At 61.1% G+C, this 17,859-nt stretch carries 20 protein-coding genes and 1 pseudogene; 14 read left to right on the top strand and 7 right to left on the bottom strand.

Annotation, left to right across the window (positions count from 1 at the left end; genetic code table 11):
* Positions 1–2 precede the first annotated feature (2 nt).
* Positions 3–947 (top strand): fimbrial protein, encoded by a 945-nt coding sequence (locus FIV38_RS15435; protein ID WP_092232872.1) that lies wholly within the window; start codon positions 3–5, stop codon positions 945–947.
* Between the two features lie 18 nt (positions 948–965).
* Positions 966–1,493 carry a fimbrial protein gene (locus FIV38_RS15430; protein ID WP_029296016.1) on the top strand — a complete coding sequence of 176 codons (528 nt, stop codon included), beginning with the start codon at positions 966–968 and terminating at the stop codon, positions 1,491–1,493.
* 93 nt (positions 1,494–1,586) lie between these two features.
* Here the strand turns inward: FIV38_RS15430 and FIV38_RS15425 are convergent, their stop codons facing one another.
* The 3 genes from FIV38_RS15425 to FIV38_RS15415 form a co-directional block, all read right to left on the bottom strand.
* Complete coding sequence (locus FIV38_RS15425; RefSeq protein ID WP_092232869.1) at positions 1,587–2,528, bottom strand: phasin family protein; 942 nt, start codon at positions 2,526–2,528, stop codon at positions 1,587–1,589.
* Between the two features lie 11 nt (positions 2,529–2,539).
* On the bottom strand, positions 2,540–2,962 hold the full coding sequence (locus FIV38_RS15420) for a phasin family protein (protein ID WP_092232866.1): 423 nt from the start codon (positions 2,960–2,962) through the stop codon (positions 2,540–2,542).
* A gap of 330 nt (positions 2,963–3,292) precedes the next feature.
* On the bottom strand, positions 3,293–3,568 hold the full coding sequence (locus FIV38_RS15415) for a polyhydroxyalkanoic acid system family protein (protein ID WP_070995896.1): 276 nt from the start codon (positions 3,566–3,568) through the stop codon (positions 3,293–3,295).
* Between the two features lie 157 nt (positions 3,569–3,725).
* Here FIV38_RS15415 and ubiE point away from each other — a divergent pair, with 157 nt between their 5' ends.
* From ubiE to FIV38_RS15360, 12 genes and pseudogenes are all read left to right on the top strand, one after another.
* On the top strand, positions 3,726–4,496 hold the full coding sequence (gene ubiE, locus FIV38_RS15410; protein WP_003209306.1) for a bifunctional demethylmenaquinone methyltransferase/2-methoxy-6-polyprenyl-1,4-benzoquinol methylase UbiE: 771 nt from the start codon (positions 3,726–3,728) through the stop codon (positions 4,494–4,496).
* A complete protein-coding gene (locus FIV38_RS15405) occupies positions 4,496–5,119 on the top strand; it encodes a ubiquinone biosynthesis accessory factor UbiJ (protein ID WP_029296005.1) in 624 nt (207 codons plus the stop codon). The genes ubiE and FIV38_RS15405 overlap by 1 nt, the downstream gene beginning before the upstream one ends.
* Positions 5,116–6,720, top strand: a complete 1,605-nt coding sequence (ubiB, locus tag FIV38_RS15400) for a ubiquinone biosynthesis regulatory protein kinase UbiB (protein WP_070995898.1) — start codon at positions 5,116–5,118, stop codon at positions 6,718–6,720. Before FIV38_RS15405 ends, ubiB begins: the two co-directional genes overlap by 4 nt.
* 64 nt (positions 6,721–6,784) lie before the next feature.
* On the top strand, positions 6,785–7,177 hold the full coding sequence (hisI, locus tag FIV38_RS15395; protein WP_029296001.1) for a phosphoribosyl-AMP cyclohydrolase: 393 nt from the start codon (positions 6,785–6,787) through the stop codon (positions 7,175–7,177).
* Between the two features lie 2 nt (positions 7,178–7,179).
* Positions 7,180–7,512, top strand: a complete 333-nt coding sequence (locus tag FIV38_RS15390; RefSeq protein WP_029295998.1) for a phosphoribosyl-ATP diphosphatase — start codon at positions 7,180–7,182, stop codon at positions 7,510–7,512.
* Between the two features lie 27 nt (positions 7,513–7,539).
* On the top strand, positions 7,540–7,818 hold the full coding sequence (locus FIV38_RS15385; protein WP_070995899.1) for a twin-arginine translocase TatA/TatE family subunit: 279 nt from the start codon (positions 7,540–7,542) through the stop codon (positions 7,816–7,818).
* Positions 7,819–7,828: 10 nt separating this feature from the next.
* Positions 7,829–8,236, top strand: coding sequence for a Sec-independent protein translocase protein TatB (gene tatB / locus FIV38_RS15380; protein ID WP_029295994.1), 408 nt, complete (start codon positions 7,829–7,831; stop codon positions 8,234–8,236).
* Positions 8,233–9,024: a twin-arginine translocase subunit TatC gene (gene tatC, locus FIV38_RS15375; RefSeq protein ID WP_029295992.1), complete on the top strand. Its 792-nt coding sequence runs from the start codon at positions 8,233–8,235 to the stop codon at positions 9,022–9,024. Before tatB ends, tatC begins: the two co-directional genes overlap by 4 nt.
* Positions 9,021–9,728 (top strand): 16S rRNA (uracil(1498)-N(3))-methyltransferase, encoded by a 708-nt coding sequence (locus FIV38_RS15370; RefSeq protein WP_029295990.1) that lies wholly within the window; start codon positions 9,021–9,023, stop codon positions 9,726–9,728. The genes tatC and FIV38_RS15370 overlap by 4 nt, the downstream gene beginning before the upstream one ends.
* 192 nt (positions 9,729–9,920) lie before the next feature.
* Positions 9,921–10,982 (top strand): annotated as a pseudogene (locus FIV38_RS30985) (methyl-accepting chemotaxis protein); the annotation flags it as partial.
* Entirely contained in the window at positions 10,965–11,837 is an 873-nt protein-coding gene (locus FIV38_RS30980) for a methyl-accepting chemotaxis protein (protein ID WP_371923394.1), read from the top strand. The pseudogene FIV38_RS30985 and the gene FIV38_RS30980, both read left to right, overlap by 18 nt.
* A gap of 187 nt (positions 11,838–12,024) precedes the next feature.
* On the top strand, positions 12,025–13,932 hold the full coding sequence (locus tag FIV38_RS15360; RefSeq protein ID WP_167362626.1) for a methyl-accepting chemotaxis protein: 1,908 nt from the start codon (positions 12,025–12,027) through the stop codon (positions 13,930–13,932).
* A gap of 15 nt (positions 13,933–13,947) precedes the next feature.
* Here the strand turns inward: FIV38_RS15360 and FIV38_RS15355 are convergent, their stop codons facing one another.
* The 4 genes from FIV38_RS15355 to FIV38_RS15340 form a co-directional block, all read right to left on the bottom strand.
* Positions 13,948–14,682, bottom strand: coding sequence for an amino acid ABC transporter ATP-binding protein (locus tag FIV38_RS15355; RefSeq protein WP_029295984.1), 735 nt, complete (start codon positions 14,680–14,682; stop codon positions 13,948–13,950).
* Entirely contained in the window at positions 14,675–15,634 is a 960-nt protein-coding gene (locus FIV38_RS15350; protein ID WP_070995902.1) for an amino acid ABC transporter permease, read from the bottom strand. The genes FIV38_RS15355 and FIV38_RS15350 overlap by 8 nt, the downstream gene beginning before the upstream one ends.
* A gap of 192 nt (positions 15,635–15,826) precedes the next feature.
* A complete protein-coding gene (locus FIV38_RS15345) occupies positions 15,827–16,624 on the bottom strand; it encodes a transporter substrate-binding domain-containing protein (RefSeq protein ID WP_029295979.1) in 798 nt (265 codons plus the stop codon).
* Between the two features lie 222 nt (positions 16,625–16,846).
* The gene (locus tag FIV38_RS15340) at positions 16,847–17,647 is read right to left on the bottom strand and encodes a transporter substrate-binding domain-containing protein (RefSeq protein WP_092232858.1); all 801 of its coding nucleotides are present in this window, start codon (positions 17,645–17,647) and stop codon (positions 16,847–16,849) included.
* Between the last annotated feature and the right edge of the window lie 212 nt (positions 17,648–17,859).

Below are 17,859 nucleotides of genomic sequence, written 5' to 3'. Positions count from 1 at the left end.
CGATGAAACACCCCATCAAACTCATTGCAACACTGCTAATGTCCGGCCTCTCGAGCGCCGCGCACGCCGCGTGCGACCGGTATCAGAACGACACACTGACCCTCAACATGCCCGCCACTGTCACCGTACCGGCCAGTCTCCCGGTGGGTGCCGAAATTTTCAGTGGTACCTTCAGCGGCACAGCGCAGGCCTTCACCACGAACTGCCCCACCTGGACACTGTTGACGATCACCGGGCGCTACCAGACCAAAGACCCCGGCTACCCAGCGGCCTATCGCACCGAAGCGCCAGGTGTGGGCGTACGCCTGAGACTCACGAATGCCGCAGGCATCGATTATCCGTTCGCATTGCATAACCAGCAGAGCAGATTCTCAGGACAAGTCCACAGCTTCACCGGCGCGACGCTGAAGTTCTATAAAACCGGGCCGGTCACCGACGGTACCCTCCCGGCCGGGGCCATCCGGGTGAACCGGATGGACAACACCCCGGAGAGTTTCACCCTGCTGCTCGGCAACGCCGTGCGGTTTGTCAGCCCTGCTGCCACCTGCGACCTGGCAACCGGGGACGTCAACCGCACCATTGCACTCGATCCGGTCAAGGTCAGTACTTTGCAAAACGCCACCTTCACCGGCGCCCGCGACTTCGAGCTCACTGCGATCTGCCAGGATGCCTCCCAGGTCACTTTCCGTTTTTCCGGCACCCCCGCCGGGGGCAACAACGCCCTCTTCGCCAATACCGGCACTGCCGGCGGCGTCGCACTGTGGCTGTATTCGCGGATCAATGGCGCAGTCCAGAACATCAACGCCGACGGCACCAGCGACACACGCACGGTGGTGGTTTCCGGCGATCGCGCAGTCCTGCCGCTGGGCGCGGCTTACCACACAAACGGCACGGTCAGCCAAGGCACCCTCCTCAGCACCGCTACCGTCAACATCACCTACAACTGAATCCCGGAGAACTATCTAATGAGCACCCGCAGACTCTCGCTACTGCTGGCCGTGACGGCTGGCCTCGCGGCCAATACGGCGCACGCAAATGCCACGGGCACCCTGCACTTCAACGGCCAGGTCGAGGCCGGCACGTGCAACCTGGCCGCCGGCGACGAAAACCGCACCTTTACGCTGCCGGCCATCAAGATCTCCGACTTCGATGCCGCGCCGAGTGCGGGCGCGTTTGATTTCGAGATTTCGGCCGATTGCGAATCGGACATCCGCCACGTGACGTTCCTGTTCGCCGGCACGCCGTCGACCGGCAATCCGGCATTGTTTTCCAATACGGGGACATCGAAAGGCACGGCCTTGTGGTTGGCACACCGCGCGTCCCCGGTTTTTGCGATTGCTGCCAATGGCAACGTGGCCAAACGCAGCCGCAAGATTGCAACGAACAGCCACAAGGCGGTGATCCCGCTCACGGCGGCGTACCATAAAACCGGCGCAGCGATCAGCCAAGGCACGCTGGTGAGCGCGGTGACCGTTTCAATCACCTACAACTGATGGGTTTGGATGGCGCTGGCGAAATAGCTCGTTGTGCACAATAAAAAACGCCCGACCTTTGCAGGCCGGGCGTTTTCAGGTGTCCCGTAACGATCAGGACTGACTGGTAGGCGGGGTTACCGGCGTGACAGTCGGGGTAGCCGCAGCGGGCGTCGGCGCAGTGGCCGAGTTGGTCGCGGATGCCGTCGTTGCGGGTTTGGCCGCAACGGCTGGCTTTGGTGCTGCTGGCTTCTTGGCTACAGCCGGCTTTTTCGCCGCAGGCTTTGCAGCAGGTTTGGCCGCTGCAGGCTTGGCGGCCGGTTTGGCTGCAACGGGCTTGGCCGCAGGTTTCGCCGCAGCGGTTTTTGCCGCTGGCTTGGCTGCTGGCTTGGCGGCCGGTTTCGCGGCTGGCTTGGCCACAGGTTTTGCAGCAGCTTTGGCAGCCACTGGTTTCTTGGCCGCAGGTTTGGCTGCGGCCGTTTTTGCCGCAGGCTTGGCAGCTGCCTTGGCCGCAGGCTTAGCGGCAGGTTTGGCGGCGGCCTTGACCAACGGTTTGGCTGCGGTTTTCGCTGCAGGCTTGGCTGCCGCGGTTTTCGCAACCGGCTTGGCAGCAGGTTTTGCCGCCGCTTTGGCGGGAGCCACTTTGGCGCCGGTCAGTTTCTCGATCTGCTTGGTCAGGGTATCGACCTTGCTGTGCAGCGCCTTCACTTCATTGCGGCTGGGCACGCCCAGGCGCGAAATGGCACTGTTAAGACGCTTGTCGAGTGCACCTTCCAGTTCGCCCCAGGTACCCAGGACCTGTTTTTTGGCATCACTGATACGGGACTTGGCAGAGCTGGCGCTCGCCTTGGCCGCATCGACTTGTTTACCGACGGTGCTCTTGGTCAACTTCTCGGCCTTCTCGCCGTCTTTAACCAAAGTCTCGAAGAGTTTGCTGCCGTCACTGTCGATCTTCGAGTACACGCCTAAACCAGCCAGCCAGATCTTGCGGGAGTATTCTTCAACTTTCCCGACCCAAGAGCTGCCTTCTTTCTGAGTAGTCTTTTTAACAGCCATCCGATGTCTCCTTAGTGTTTACGCGCGACACGTTCGAGCAATGCCGTTAGCTCATCGAGCTTAGCAGAGAGTGTCTCCACGTCATGTTTAGACGCAATGCCGATACGATTCAAGGCACTTGCGACACGCGCATCAAAAGCCTTCTCGACTTTATCCAGTTGCACTTCCACACGACCTTTGACGTCGCAGACATTGCTCTTGACGTAATCAATCTGACTGTTGGCTGCATCAAGTTGTTCATTCACAACTTTTTTGCCTTTGCTTTCAACATGTTGACCGGACTTAACGAGTTCCTTGAAATACTCGCTGCCTTCGCTGCCGACCTTCGCGTAAGCCCCCAAACCCGCCAACCAGATCTTGCGAGCATAGGTTTTAACCTCACTCAGAGCGTTGTTTTGGGTGTCGATTTTTTTCTTCAAAATAACTTTGGCCATGGTGCACCTCACGCATAAAAGGGTGGAGGAACTGCCCACAGGAGTTGAGGGCTGACTACAAAGTAGGGAGAAAAATTAGAATCGGCACCCTAACAAGCAGCCCTTTCAAAGGCGCTCAAGTACCACTACGTGCCTAGTCGTGGCGAGGGGGCTTGTCGGAGCGCCGCATCGCCCCCGCTGGGCTGCGCAGCAGCCCCAAAGCCTGGCACCTCGGTGTATCTGATAAAAATGAGGTGTGCCTTATTGGGGCTGCTGCGCAGCCCAGCGGGGGTGCCCCCTCGCCACAACAGCCTGCTTGCCACAGTTGAGTGTTTGCGCTGCAAGTACAGGTCAGGCCAGTGCCTTATCCAAGGCCTTTTCGATTTCCGACTTGATGGTGCCACTCATGGCCGACATCAATAGACCCAGTTCCACCTCGATCCTTAAAGAGTCCTCGGCTACTTTCACCGTGCCTTTGACCCCGGAACGCTTGAGGTTCAGCGTATCGCCGGACCACGACGGCTCAAGGCCGTATTGTTCCTTGAGTTTGTGCGCCAACTTGTCGGCCTTCGCCCTGGCGACTTCTTTGCCAAGTGTATGGGCACGTTCAACCTGTATCCGGGCCATGTGAATGACTCCTCGCTGCAAAGACTTATTGAGCCCCTTGTTTACCCGGCCATGCGGCAAAAGGTCTCGGTGGCGATCTATCTTACCTTCAGCCTTGCCAAGACAAAGCAGGCCCTGGGGATTATCATGTCCCGCATTCTCTTTTGGTGACAGCGATATGACTGATCAGCGCAAAGGCAGCGATGCCGAACCCACCACTCACTTCGGCTTCAAGAACGTCCCGGAAAGCCAGAAAGCGGAAAAAGTCGCTGAAGTGTTCCACTCCGTGGCCGCCAAGTACGACCTGATGAACGACGTACTGTCGGGCGGCATGCACCGCCTGTGGAAACGGTTCACTATCGAGTTGTCGGGCGTGCGCACCGGCAATCGGGTGCTGGACATCGCCGGCGGCACAGGCGACCTGGCAGCCAAGTTCTCCAAGCTCGTTGGCCCTACCGGCCAGGTGGTATTGGCCGACATCAATGGCTCGATGCTCAAGGTGGGCCGCGATCGCCTGCTGGACAAGGGCGTGGCGGGCAATATCGAGTTCGTCCAGGCCGACGCTGAAAAGCTGCCGTTCCCCGACAACCATTTCGACTGCGTGACCATCGCCTTCGGCCTGCGCAACGTGACCCATAAAGAAGACGCCCTGCGCTCGATGCTGCGGGTGCTCAAGCCGGGCGGCCGCCTGCTGGTGCTGGAGTTCTCCAAGCCGACCAACGCGCTGATGTCCAAGGTCTACGACACCTACTCGTTCGCCTTCATGCCGTTGATGGGCAAGCTGATCACCAATGACGCCGAAAGCTATCGCTACCTGGCCGAATCGATCCGCATGCACCCGAACCAGGAAACCCTGAAGTCGATGATGGTCGAGGCCGGTTTCGACCGCGTGACCTACCACAACATGACCTCCGGCATCGTTGCCCTGCACCGCGGCATCAAACCCTGATGTTGTTCACGGGCCTTCTCGCCAGCGTCGAACACGGCCTCAACCGTGTCCTGCGCCTGGACAGCACCGCTCTGGCGCGGCTGGCGCACCTCAATGGCAAGATCATTGCCGTCGATTGCACCAGCCCCGCCTTGCAACTGTTCATCCTGCCCAGCGATGAAGGCCTGTTGCTGGCGGCACATTGGGCCGCCGATGCCGACTGCACCCTGCGTGCCTCCGGCTCAAGCCTGCTGCGCCTGGCCATGAGCCGGGACAAGACCGCGATCCTGCACGGCCCGGACGTGGAGCTTGAAGGCGATAGCGCGGTGCTGATGGACCTGGCCGCCGTGCTGCAAGACCTGGAGCTGGACTGGGAATACGAGCTGTCCCGCTGGCTGGGCCCCGTGGCCACCCAACTGATCAGCGGGCACCTGCGCAGCCGCTCGCGCTGGTACCAGCAGGGCTTCGCCAGCCTCAATCAAAACCTCGCCGAATACCTGAGCGAAGAATCGCGCACCCTCGTCGGACAACGGGAAGCCGAAGCGCGCTTTCGTGAACTCGACCAGGCCAAACTCGACCTGGAACGGCTTGAGGCGCGCTTCGAGCGCCTGAGCCGCTCCCTTGATCCAAGCGATAACGCATGAAGCTGCTCGCCGTCCGCCGTCTGTTCCGAATCCAACGCGTCGTCATTCGCTACCGCCTCGATGACCTGCTGTTCGCCCTGCCGCTGCCGTGGTTTCTGCTGGCGGTGCGCTATGTGCTGCCGTGGCGCTGGTTCCCGCGCAAGACCCTGGACCTGAGCCGTGGTGCGCGCCTGCGCCTGGCCTTGCAGGACCTGGGGCCGATCTTCATCAAGTTCGGGCAGATCCTGTCCACCCGCCGTGACCTGCTGCCCGAAGATATCGCCGACGAGCTGATGCTGCTGCAAGACCGCGTGCCGCCGTTCGACTCACAGCAATCGATGAAGCTGATCGAAGAACAGCTGGGCAAGAAAATCAGCGAAGTGTTCAGCCGGTTCGACGTCGAGCCCCTGGCCTCGGCTTCGGTCGCCCAGGTGCATGCCGCGCAGCTGAAAACCGGCGAAGAAGTCGTGGTCAAGGTGATCCGCCCTGGCCTCAAGCCGATCATCGGCCAGGACCTGGCGTGGCTGTTCATCCTTGCCCGCGCCGCCGAGCGGTTCTCTGCCGATGCGCGCCTGCTGCACCCGGTGGACGTGGTCGCCGACTACGAAAAAACCATCTACGACGAACTCGACCTGCTGCGCGAGGCGGCCAACGCCAGCCAGCTCAAGCGTAACTTCGAGGGCTCGCCGCTGCTGTATGTGCCGCAGGTGTATTGGGACTGGTGCCGGCCGAAAGTGCTGGTGATGGAGCGTATCTACGGGGTGCAGGTCACCGACCTGGCGACCCTGGCCGACCAGCGCACCGATATGAAGATGCTCGCCGAGCGCGGTGTGGAGATTTTCTTCACCCAGGTGTTTCGCGACAGTTTCTTCCACGCCGACATGCACCCCGGCAATATCTTCGTCAGTACGGTGAACCCGTGGAGCCCGCAGTACATCGCCATCGACTGCGGCATCGTCGGCAGCCTCACCCCCGAGGACCAGGACTACCTGGCGCGCAACCTGTTTGCCTTCTTCAAGCGTGACTACCGCCGCGTGGCGCAATTGCACATCGATTCGGGCTGGGTGCCGGCCGAAACCAAGCTCAATGAATTCGAAGCGGCGATCCGCACCGTGTGCGAGCCGATCTTCGAAAAACCGTTAAAAGATATTTCCTTCGGCCAGGTACTGATGCGCCTGTTCCAGACGGCCCGGCGCTTCAATATGGAAGTGCAGCCGCAACTGGTATTGCTGCAAAAGACCCTGCTCAATATCGAAGGCCTGGGCCGCCAGCTGTACCCGGACCTGGACCTGTGGAACACCGCACAACCGTTCCTTGAACGCTGGATGCGCGAGCGCGTCAGCCCGAAAACACTGTTGGGCAACCTGCAAAGCCAGGTCGAGCAACTGCCGCACCTGGCCAACATGACCCGCGACCTGCTCGAACGCATGTCCCAGCCCCACGCCAAGGACCCGGCGCCGCCGTGGCACCAGCGCAAGGACGACTGGTTCCTGCGCCTGCTGGGCGCGGCGCACCTGGGCGCTGGCGCGGTGCTTGCCGTCGGCGGGCCGTTGCACGAACTGGGTCACTGGCCGGCCGCAATCATGGTCGCCGTGGGCCTTTATCTGGTCGTGCGTCGATAGGCCGACCGGTTATACACTGTTGCACAATGCCGGGGCGGGCCACGCACGGCTGTCGGAGTCGAAGATGAAAGACTGGCTGGACGAGATCAAGTGGGACAGTGACGGCCTGGTGCCAGCCATTGCCCAGGACCACAAGACCGGGCGCATCCTGATGATGGCCTGGATGAACCGCGAGGCCCTGAGCCTGACTGCCGCCGAGCAGCGTGCCATCTACTGGTCACGTTCCCGTGGCAAACTGTGGCGCAAGGGCGAAGAGTCCGGGCATGTGCAAAAACTGCACGAGATGCGCCTGGATTGCGACGCCGATGTGATCGTGCTGATGGTCGAGCAGATCGGCGACATCGCCTGTCATACCGGCCGCCACAGCTGCTTCTACCGGGTGTTCGAGAACGGCGCGTGGAAAACCGTCGAGCCGGTGCTCAAAGACCCGCACGCCATTTACTCGGCAGGACATTGAACATGAGCGATACCCTGAACCGTGTGGCCCAGGTGCTGGAAGACCGCAAAGGTGCGGACGCCGACAGCTCCTATGTCGCCAGCCTGTACCACAAGGGTCTGAACAAGATTCTGGAAAAACTCGGCGAAGAATCCGTCGAGACCATCATCGCCGCCAAGGATGCCGAAATCAGCGGCGACTACAGCGATGTAATCTATGAGACCGCCGACTTGTGGTTCCATAGCCTGGTGATGCTCGCCCAACTGGGGCAGCACCCACAGGCCGTGCTGGATGAACTGGACCGTCGCTTCGGCTTGTCCGGGCACGCCGAAAAGGCCTCGCGCCCGTCCGCCTGAATAACTTTCTGACTGAGGAATTGCAGCATGGGCATTTTTGACTGGAAACACTGGATCGTCATTCTCGTGGTAGTCGTCCTGGTGTTCGGTACCAAGAAACTGAAGAACCTGGGCACCGATGTCGGCGAATCCATCAAGGGCTTTCGCAAGGCCATGAACGACGACGAAAAACCGGCCGATGCCGGCGCCAACCCGATTCCTCCGGCGCAACCTGTACACCCCCAAGCCGCGCAGCCGATCACTGAGCGTCGCACCTTCGACGTACAGGCCGAGAAAGTCGAAGAGCCGTCCCGCAAAGACTCGTGAGCACTGACTAATGTTTGGTATCAGCTTCTCTGAACTGCTGCTCGTCGGCCTTGTTGCCCTGTTGGTGCTGGGGCCTGAACGCCTGCCCGGCGCCGCACGCACGGCCGGCCTGTGGGTCGGGCGCCTGAAACGCAGTTTCAACGCCATCAAACAGGAAGTTGAACGGGAAATCGGCGCCGACGAGATCCGCCGGCAACTGCACAACGAACACATTCTGTCCCTGGAGCAGGAAGCGCGGAAAATTCTCGCGCCCCAGCAACAGGCGCCGACACCGGTTGAGCCGGTGGCCGAGCAGAGCATTGCGCCAGTGGCCCAAACCACCCCGGCCGCAACGCCCGTGCCCCCAGCAGAACCAGCGCCGACGCCTGCCGCGTCGCCCGCTCCCCACGACCCTACATTGCCACCGCGAGCCCCATGAGCGCTGATAAACCGGAAAACGACCAGCACATGCCGCTGGTCTCGCACCTCACCGAGTTGCGCACCCGCCTGCTGCGGTGTGTCGCGGCGATCTTCGTGATTTTTGCCGGGCTGTTTGCCTTTACCCAGCAGATCTACACCTTTGTCTCCACGCCACTGCGCGAGTACCTGCCGGTGGGCGCGACGATGATCGCCACCGACGTGTCCTCGCCGTTCCTGACGCCGCTCAAGCTGACGATGATGGTTTCGCTGTTTTTGGCGATCCCGGTGATCCTGCACCAGATCTGGGGCTTTATCGCCCCGGGCTTGTACAAGCATGAAAAGCGCATCGCAGTGCCGCTGCTGGTGTCGAGCATCATGCTGTTCTACACCGGCATGGCGTTTGCGTACTTCCTGGTGTTCCCGCTGATCTTCAAGTTCTTCGCCGCCGCCACCCCGGCCGGCGTGGAAATGATGACCGACATCACCAGCTACCTCGACTTCGTGATGACGCTGTTCTTCGCCTTTGGCGTGGCCTTCGAGATCCCGGTGGCGGTGGTATTGCTGGTGTGGATCGGCGTGGTCGACGTGCAGTACCTGCGCAAGATCCGCCCTTACGTGATCATCGGCTGCTTCGTGGTCGGCATGATCCTGACCCCGCCGGATATCTTCTCGCAAACCTTGCTGGCCGTGCCGATGTGGATGCTGTTTGAAGTAGGCATCCTGTTTGGCAGCCTGGTGAGCAAGCGTGGCGAACACCCGGATGACCAACCCGCCGATGACGACCAGCCGCCAGCGACACAACCGTGAACCTGCTGCTGCTTGAAGACGCCGACTTTATCGCGGCCGACCGGGTGGTGCTGCGTGACCGACGCCTGGTGCACATGCAGCAAGTGCATCGTGCGGCGGTCGGCGACAGCCTGCGCGTGGGGCGCATTGGCGCTCTAATGGGCAATGCCCAGCTGCTGCGCCTGGAAGCGGACGAGGCCGAGCTGCAAATCACCCTCGACCAGCCGCCACCGGCCAAACTGCCACTGACGTTACTGCTGGCCCTGCCGCGCCCGAAGATGCTCCGTCGGGTGTTGCAGACGGTGGCGTCCATGGGCGTGCCACGGGTGGTGCTGGTCAACAGCTATCGGGTCGAGAAGAGCTTCTGGCAGACGCCCTTCCTGGAGCCCGAAGCGGTTCGCGAACAACTGATCCTTGGCCTGGAACAAGCCCGGGATACCGTGTTGCCCGAGATCATCATCGAAAAGCGCTTCAAGCCCTTCGTCGAAGACCGCCTGCCGGCCCTGGCCCAGGGCACCCTTGGCCTGGTCGGGCACCCCGGCGCGTACCCGCCCTGCCCTCGCGATGTGGATGAGCCGGTGACCCTGGCCATCGGTCCCGAAGGTGGCTGGATCCCCTATGAGGTGGATTTGCTGGCCAAGGCCGGATTGCAGCCGGTGCAGCTGGGTGCGCGGATCCTGCGGGTAGAAACCGCCGTCACCGCGCTGCTGGCCCGCCTCTTCTAACCCGCTCTGATAGACCACTGAAATCTCCTGTAGAAGCGAGCTTGCTCGCGAAAAACTTGAGAGCCGCGCGTTCATTTAGCAAGTACCCGTTATCGTTGACAATTTTCGCGAGCAAGCTCGCTCCTACAGAATCGCGCGTGCATGCCGATACCCTCAGGATAAGTCCAAGCCTTGTTCAGGGGAGTTCACCGCATGCACCGTTGGCTAGCTGAAAAACTGGGAAATGTGAGCGTCAATCGCAAGCTGAGCGTGGGCTTTGGCCTGGTGTTGCTCCTCACGCTTCTGATCACCTTCACTGGCTGGACGGGCCTTAGCGGCGTGATCAGCCGGGGCGATAAACTGGGCTTTATTTCCAGCCTCAATGAACTGACCAAAGACCTGCGCCAGGCCCGCCTGGACTATGAAATGCGCCGTGGCGAACAGGGTCCCGGGCTGGTCAACGAGCTGATGGAAAAACTCGACAGCGGCCTCAAGACCGCGCGTAGCCAGATCGAGCAGCCGGCCGATGTCGCCTTGATCGACGAGCAACTGGCTGCCGTCGCCAAGTACAAGCAGTCCTTCAGCGCCATGGTCCAGGCTGGCGCCCATCGCGAAGACGCCCGCAGCAAACTCGGCGCCACCGCTGACAACGCCGTCGCCCGCGTGTCGGAGATCGAAAAGAGCCTGCTGCAAGGCGACAGCGTCAGCCAATTCAACAGCGTGATCGACTTGAGCAAGTTGATCCAACAGGCGCGCTTCCAGGTACGTGGCTACACCTATAGCGCCAAGGTCGAGGCCGAGCAGCCGGCCCTGGACGCCATCGCCAACGCCCTGAAAAACGCCGACAGCCTGCGCAGTCAATTGCCGGAGCAATACAGCGCCAACCTGCAAGAGGCCAGCGACTCCCTCAAGGCCTACCTCGCGGCAGTCAGCCAGTTCCGTGATTCCCAGGTGGCCAGCGCCGCAGCCCTCAAGGCCATGGCTGAACAAGGCGACCTGCTGTTCGACCGCAGCAAAAAACTCACAGCCTCACAAACCATCATCCGCGACGCCGACGCTGCACAGGCCAAGTTCCTGTTGATGCTCGCCACCGCCCTGGCGCTGGTCTTCGGCATCGTGGCGGCCTGGGCGATCACCCGCCAGATCGTGATTCCACTGAGCCAGACCCTCAAGGTCGCCGAGCGGGTCGCTGCCGGTGACCTGACCCACGACCTGGTCTCGCAACGCCAGGACGAACTGGGCCAACTGCAACGTGCCATGCAAAGCATGACCATGGGCCTGCGCGACTTGATCGGCGGGATCAGCGACGGCGTGACGCAGATCGCCAGTGCTGCCGAAGAGTTGTCGGCCGTTACCGAGCAGACCAGCGCCGGGGTCAACAGCCAGAAGGTCGAGACTGACCAGGTCGCCACCGCCATGAACGAAATGGCCGCCACCGTGCAGGAAGTGGCGCGCAATGCCGAAGAGGCTTCCGAAGCCGCCGTCGCCGCCGACCAACAGGCCCGCGAAGGTGACAGAGTGGTCGGCGAGGCCATCGCCCAGATCGAGCGCCTGGCCGGCGAAGTCGGCAACTCCACCGAGGCCATGGGCCATCTCAAGCGCGAAAGCGACAAGATCGGCAGCGTCCTGGACGTGATCAAGTCCGTGGCCCAACAAACCAACCTGCTGGCACTCAACGCCGCTATTGAAGCCGCACGCGCCGGGGAAGCCGGTCGTGGCTTCGCGGTGGTGGCCGATGAGGTGCGCAGCCTGGCGCAACGCACGCAGAAATCCACCGAGGAAATCGAAGAACTGATCGTCGGCCTGCAAAGTGGCACCCAACAAGTGGCGACCATCATGGACAACAGCCGCAGCCTCACCGACAGCAGCGTCGAGCTGACCCGCCGGGCCGGCAATGCCCTGGAAAACATCACTCGCACGGTTTCGGCGATCCAGGCCATGAACCAGCAGATCGCCACCGCCGCCGAGCAACAGAGCGCGGTGGCCGAAGAGATCAACCGCAGCGTGCTGAATGTGCGTGATGTGTCGGAGCAGACCGCAGCGGCCAGTGAAGAGACCGCCGCCTCCAGTACCGAACTGGCGCGCCTGGGCACTCATCTGCAGGCACTGGTCGGCCGCTTCCGGGTTTGATACCTGCCCTTCGCGGCGATCCGTCCGGGTCGCCGCTTAAAGCTTGTGAAGTTTCCTACATTCTTTTCAGACCGTGATCCATACGCCCGGCGCCCAACGGAACTAGCGTTCAAATGGGTTCACTGTGTCCACGCCCTTCGGCGCCCCGGTACAGCGAACGCCTTTGTTCACTTGCCGGAGGTTGACCATGCTTCGTCGAATGACTCAACTGCTGGGTGACGCCAGCGTCACCCTCAAACTGGTTCTGGGTTTTGCCTTGGTCTTGGCCCTGAGCCTGGTGATTGCCCTAACCGGCTGGCAGGCCCTGGCCGCTTCGCTCTACCGTTCGCAGACCCTGAGCGTACTGGCGCAACTGGCGGTGACCGGCGAAGAGCTGCGGGCCGACCGCATCGTCTACCGCACCCTTGACGATGAGGCCAGCCTGAAAAAACTCAGCCTTTCCATAGAGCGGGTCGACGGGTATCTGGCCGAGGTTACAACACGCGTCACGGTAGCCAAGCCGCTCCAATACCTGCAAAGCATGGTCAGTATTTCCGGCCAGTTCAAAACCACGCTCAAGGATGTACCGGCACTGGTCAAGCAGCGGGAAACCGCCCGTGAACAATTGAAGCAAAGCACGATCGACGGCGGTGACGCCCTGTCCCAATTGGCCAGCGACCTACCCGATCAAGAAGACCAGAAGGCCCTCGATACCGTCGAGGATTTGCGCCTGGCCATCGAACAGGCCGAAGACCGCGCCACAAGCCCGGCCTGGGCCGCCAGTTCCCTGGATGCCTATGCCCAGGCCGTCAGCGACGCGCAACGCAGCCTCGAACTGGCCCAGGCCGCCGTAGAGAAGTTACCGGTGGACAGCGGCGCATTGAAAAATGTCGTACTCAGCATCCGCACCCATCTGACACGCCTGCGCGATACCCAACTCAACACCGAAAAGGCGCAGAACCTGCTGGAGCAGCAGTTGGACCATCTGTTGGCACAAAGTGACCTGCTCAGTCAGGACCAGACCGAGCGTCGCAACCAAGAGGCGGAAAATGCCCGCACCCAAACCATTGCCATCACTGCTGCAGCCTTGCTGTTCGGCGCCCTGGCGGCCTGGGTGATTGCCGGGCAGATCGTAAAACCGCTACGCCGGGCGCTGGCCGTGGCCAACCGCATCGCCGATGGAGACCTGAGCCACGATGTGCAAACCCGGCGCCGGGATGAACTGGGTCAGTTGCAATGCAGCATGGCGCAAATGACCCTCAACCTGCGGAGCCTAATCGGCAGCATCAGCGACAATGCCCGGCAGATCGCCAGCGCCGCCGAAGAGCTTTCGGCCGTCACCGAGCAAACCCGCGCGGGCGTCAGCAATCAGCGCGACGAAACCGAGCAGGTAGCGACCGCCATGAACCAGATGCTCGCCACCGCCCAGGAAGTGGCCCGGCATGCCGAACAGGCCGCGATTGCCGCCAGCCAGGCGAATCAGCAGACCGAACTGGGGGACCAGGTGGTGACAGATGCAGTGGCGCACATTGAACACCTCGCCCACGAGATGGCGCGCTCAAGCCAGGCGATGCTGGGCCTGCAACGGGAAAGCCAGAAGATCGGCAGTGTGCTGGAGGTGATCAAATCGGTGTCCCAGCAGACCAACCTGCTGGCACTCAATGCGGCGATCGAAGCCGCCCGCGCCGGGGAAGCCGGCCAAGGCTTTGCCGTGGTCGCTGACGAAGTGCGCAGCCTTGCCCAACGCACCCAGCAATCTGCCGAGGAAATCGAAGAGCTGATTGGCGGGCTGCACAGTGGCACGCAACAGGTTGCCGATATCATGGACAACAGCCGCACCCTGACCGATCGCAGTGTCGGCCTGACACGCAACGCCGGGGATGCCCTGACGGAAATCGCGCGCACTGTGCTGCTCATCCAGGAAATGAACCCACAGATCGCCGCCGCCGCCGAGCAGCAAAGTGCGGTGGCCGAAGAGATCAATCGCAGCGTGTTGAAAGTGCGGGATGTGTCGGAACAAACCGCCGCGGCCAGCGAACAGACAGCGGCGGCAAGTATTGAACTGGCCCGATTGGGCAGCAATCTTCAGAAGTGCGTGGGCAAGTTCAAGGTTTGAACCTGCCCCCGCGACTTACAGGACCTGACGCAAGAACGCCTGTGCCCGTGGATCCTTCGGCGAATCGAAGAACTGCGCGGGCGCAGCATCTTCCAGCAGTTTGCCGTGATCGAAAAACAACACCCGATCCGCCACTTCCCGGGCAAAGCCCATTTCGTGGGTGACGCAGACCATGGTCATGCCTTCCAGGGCCAGGGTTTTCATGACATCCAGCACTTCGCCGACCATTTCCGGGTCCAGTGCCGAAGTGGGCTCGTCAAACAACATGACCTTGGGTTCCATGGCCAACGCCCGGGCAATCGCCACACGCTGTTGCTGGCCACCGGAAAGCCGCGAGGGGAACTCGTTGGCTTTCTGTGCAATGCCGACCTTTTCCAGCAACGCCAGGGCCTTGGCCTCACGCTCTTTCTTGCCACGCTTGCGCACGACTTTCTGCGCCAGGCACAGGTTCTCCAGGACGGTCATGTGCGGGAACAGGTTGAAGTGCTGGAACACCATGCCGACTTCGCGACGATAGGCGTTCACATCGGTCTTGGGGTCGGCCAGTTGCAAGCCGTCGATGCTCACCGAGCCTGAGTCGAACTCCTCCAGGCCATTGAGGCAGCGCAGGAACGTCGACTTACCAGAGCCAGATGGGCCGATTACTACCAGCACTTCGCCCTTGGCCACCTGGGTGGTGACGTGATCCACGGCGCGGACCACATGCCCACGGGTGTCGAAGACTTTTACCAGATCGCGGACTTCAATCACTTTGGGCGAGCCTCCGCTCAAGCCGGCTGGCCATTTTCGACAGCGGCAGGTTGATCAGCAGGTACAGGCCTGCGACACAGAACAGGATTTCAAACGGCGAGAACGAGGTGGTGATGACCTCGCGACCGCTCTTGAGCAGCTCGGTAATGGCGATCACCGAGACCAGCGAGGTGTCCTTGACCAGGCTGATAAACTGCCCGGCCAACGGCGGCAGCACGCGTTTGAAGGCCTGCGGCAACACCACGTGGCGCATCGACTGGCTGGCGCTCAAACCCAGGGACCGGGCCGCTTCGCCTTGGCCACGGGCAATCGACTGCACACCGGCACGCACGATTTCCGCCACGTAGGCGCCGGTAAACAGCGACAGCGCGGCAATACCGGCGAACTCGCGGGACAGGTTCAATACCGTGCCGATGAAGAAGTAGAAAATGAAGATCTGCACCAATAGCGGCGTGCCGCGTACCAGTTCGACGTAGATCGTCGACAGATCGCGTAGGGTCGGGTTATTCGACAAACGACACAGGCCCGTCGCCAGGCCAATCAACAAGCCCAACACCCCCGAGACCAGCGACAGCCACAGAGTGGTCCACAAGCCCCACATCAATGGGCCCAGCGCCCAATGTCGGGTCACACCGATCACATCGCCTTCGGCCACATCGTCGCCACGGGCCACTTGCAGGCTGTTTTCGGCCACCGTCAGGTGCTGCTCGGCGCCGGCGTCGTTGCGCAAGGTAACTTCAGCAACGTCGCCCTTGCGTACCAACTCGACCACGGTGGAAATATCCGCCGCCCGCTTGGACTCTTCAGCCTGGTAGGCGAAGTATTGCGGCACGCGGTTCCAGCGCCATTCGTAGGACATCAGCGAGGTGGCGTAGTACAAAGCGCCGGCCAGGCCGACCAGCACCAGCACGGTCAGCAGGTGCCAGGGCCATTGGGCTTTTTTCTGTTTCATTGCTCAACATCCATCAAGGTCGGGGCAAGCCCCTCTGTGGCGAGGGGGCTTGTCCCCCGCTGGGTGGCGAAGCCGCCCCTGCAAGACTTACCCAGCTGTGTCAGATAGACCGCAGGGGGGGGCTTGGGGCGGCTTCGCCACCCAACGGGGGACAAGCCCCCTCGCCACGACAGCCCCCTCGCCACAACTAGCTTATTCCATGTCCTTGAGCCACTCGGAGCTCTTGAACCACTTGTCATGGATGCGATCGTAAGTGCCGTCGTGCTTGATCTGGTGCAGGAAGTTGTTGATGAAGTTGATGCTGTCGTAGTCGCCCTTCTTCAGGCCAAATGCCAGAGGCTCGTAGGTGAAGGGTTCCTCGAGGTACACCAGCTTGCCATTGCCGACTTTTTTCTCGGCAACCACGTTGTACGGCGCGTCGTAGACAAAGGCGTCGGCCTTGCCGTTGACCACATCAAGCACACCTTCCTGCTCGTTGTCGTAGCCGTGGTACTTGGCCTTGGAGATCAGCTTCTTGGCCACCATCTCGCCGGTGGTACCGAGCTTGGAGGTCAGGCGGTATTTCTCGTCATTCAGGTCTTTATAGGACTTGATGGTGCCTTCCAGGTCCTTGCGGATCAGCAGGGTCTGGCCCACCACGATGAACGGTTCGCTGAAGTTCAGGCGCAGGTTACGCTCCTGGGTCAGGGTCATGCCGCTGCCGATCATGTCGAACTTGCCGGTCAGGAAGGCCGGGATAATGCCGTCGTAACCGGTGGAGACCAGTTCCAGCTTGACCCCCATGGACTTGGCCATCGCCTTGAGCAGGTCGACTTCGAAACCAATGATTTCGCCGCGTTTGTTGGTCATCTCGAACGGCATGTAGGTCGGATCCATACCGACTTTCAAGGTGCCGCGCTTGACCGCGTCGTCAATCGCACCGGCCTGGGCCGTATTGACTGCCAGCAAGGCTGTAACACCGAGCATGAGCATCGAAAGATACTTTTTCATCACCAAGTCCCCTGACTCATTTTATTTTGATGCAGGCCTTAGCACGGCTGCACTATTTCTTCGGGGAGCGATGCTAACCCACTCGCCCACCGGCACAAAGGTCTAGCCGGGATTTGTTGGCGGATATGACAGAAAAACCCTACAAAACCCCGGAGAAAAGCGCAGTTAGACGGTTTGCCACAGGGGGCCAGGCTCTAGAACTTATGTAAGCAGTTGTGACCATCATTCGATCTCCGACAACCAGTCCGTGTCCCGGAACCACTTGTCATGCAGCCGATCGTAGGTGCCGTCCTGGGCAATCTGATTCAGGAAGTGATTGATCCAGTTCAGGCTGTCGTAATCGCCCTTCTTCACCCCAAACGCCAGGGGTTCATAGGTAAAAGGCTGTTCCAGGGCCAGCAGCCCGTGGTTTTGCGGCTTGGCCAGGGCAATCAGGTTATAGGGCGCATCGTGGATAAACGCATCCACCTCGCCGCTGACCACCTGACGTACGCCTTCCTCAGCCGTGGCAAAGCTGCGCAGCTGTGCAGCCCCCAGGAAGCGACGCGCCGCGGCTTCGCCCGTGGTGCCGTCTGCGGCAGCAATGCGATAGCCGGCTTCGTTCAAGTCTTCAATGCTGCCGACCTTGCCGGCCAGGCGCGGGTGGAGCAGGACGGTCTGGCCGACAATGATGAACGAATCACTGAAGTTGAGTTGCAGGTTGCGCTCCTGGGTCACGGTCATGCCGCTGCCGATCAGGTCGAAGCGGCCGGCCAGCAGGCCCGGGATCAGTTCGGTATAGGCCACCGGGACCCATTCCAGCGTCACCCCCAGGGCATTGCTCATCTCTTCGAGCAGGTCGGCTTCAAAGCCAATCACACGCCCGTGCTTGTCGGTCATTTCAAAGGGCACGTAGTTGGGGTCGGTCCCCACTTTCAGTACCCCGCGCCGCACGGCCTCATCGATGGCGCCTGCCTGTGCCACCTGCACCTGCAGAAACACGATAAAGCCCAGCAGCAGTATCGACCAGTAACCCTTGACCATGAAAAGCCCCTTTTTCATTAAGCAGCCGCGCACCGGGCGTTGCGGATTCAGCGCAAACCAGAGGCGGTCTATTCAGATTTGGGGGGCGATCCTAACCCACTGGCAGGCACGGCAATACGCCTTGAGCCAGGGTCTTTTGTATCGAAGTTAGAAGGTTGAGACGCGAGCGACAAGCGCTGTAGGACGGGCGTATCAAGCGCCCCCGAGACAGG

Source organism: Pseudomonas proteolytica, assembly GCF_007858275.1.
In the GTDB taxonomy this organism is placed as follows: domain Bacteria; phylum Pseudomonadota; class Gammaproteobacteria; order Pseudomonadales; family Pseudomonadaceae; genus Aquipseudomonas; species Aquipseudomonas proteolytica.
The sequence above is the reverse complement of the archived record's forward strand: the minus strand, read 5'-3'. Positions and strand labels throughout refer to the sequence as shown.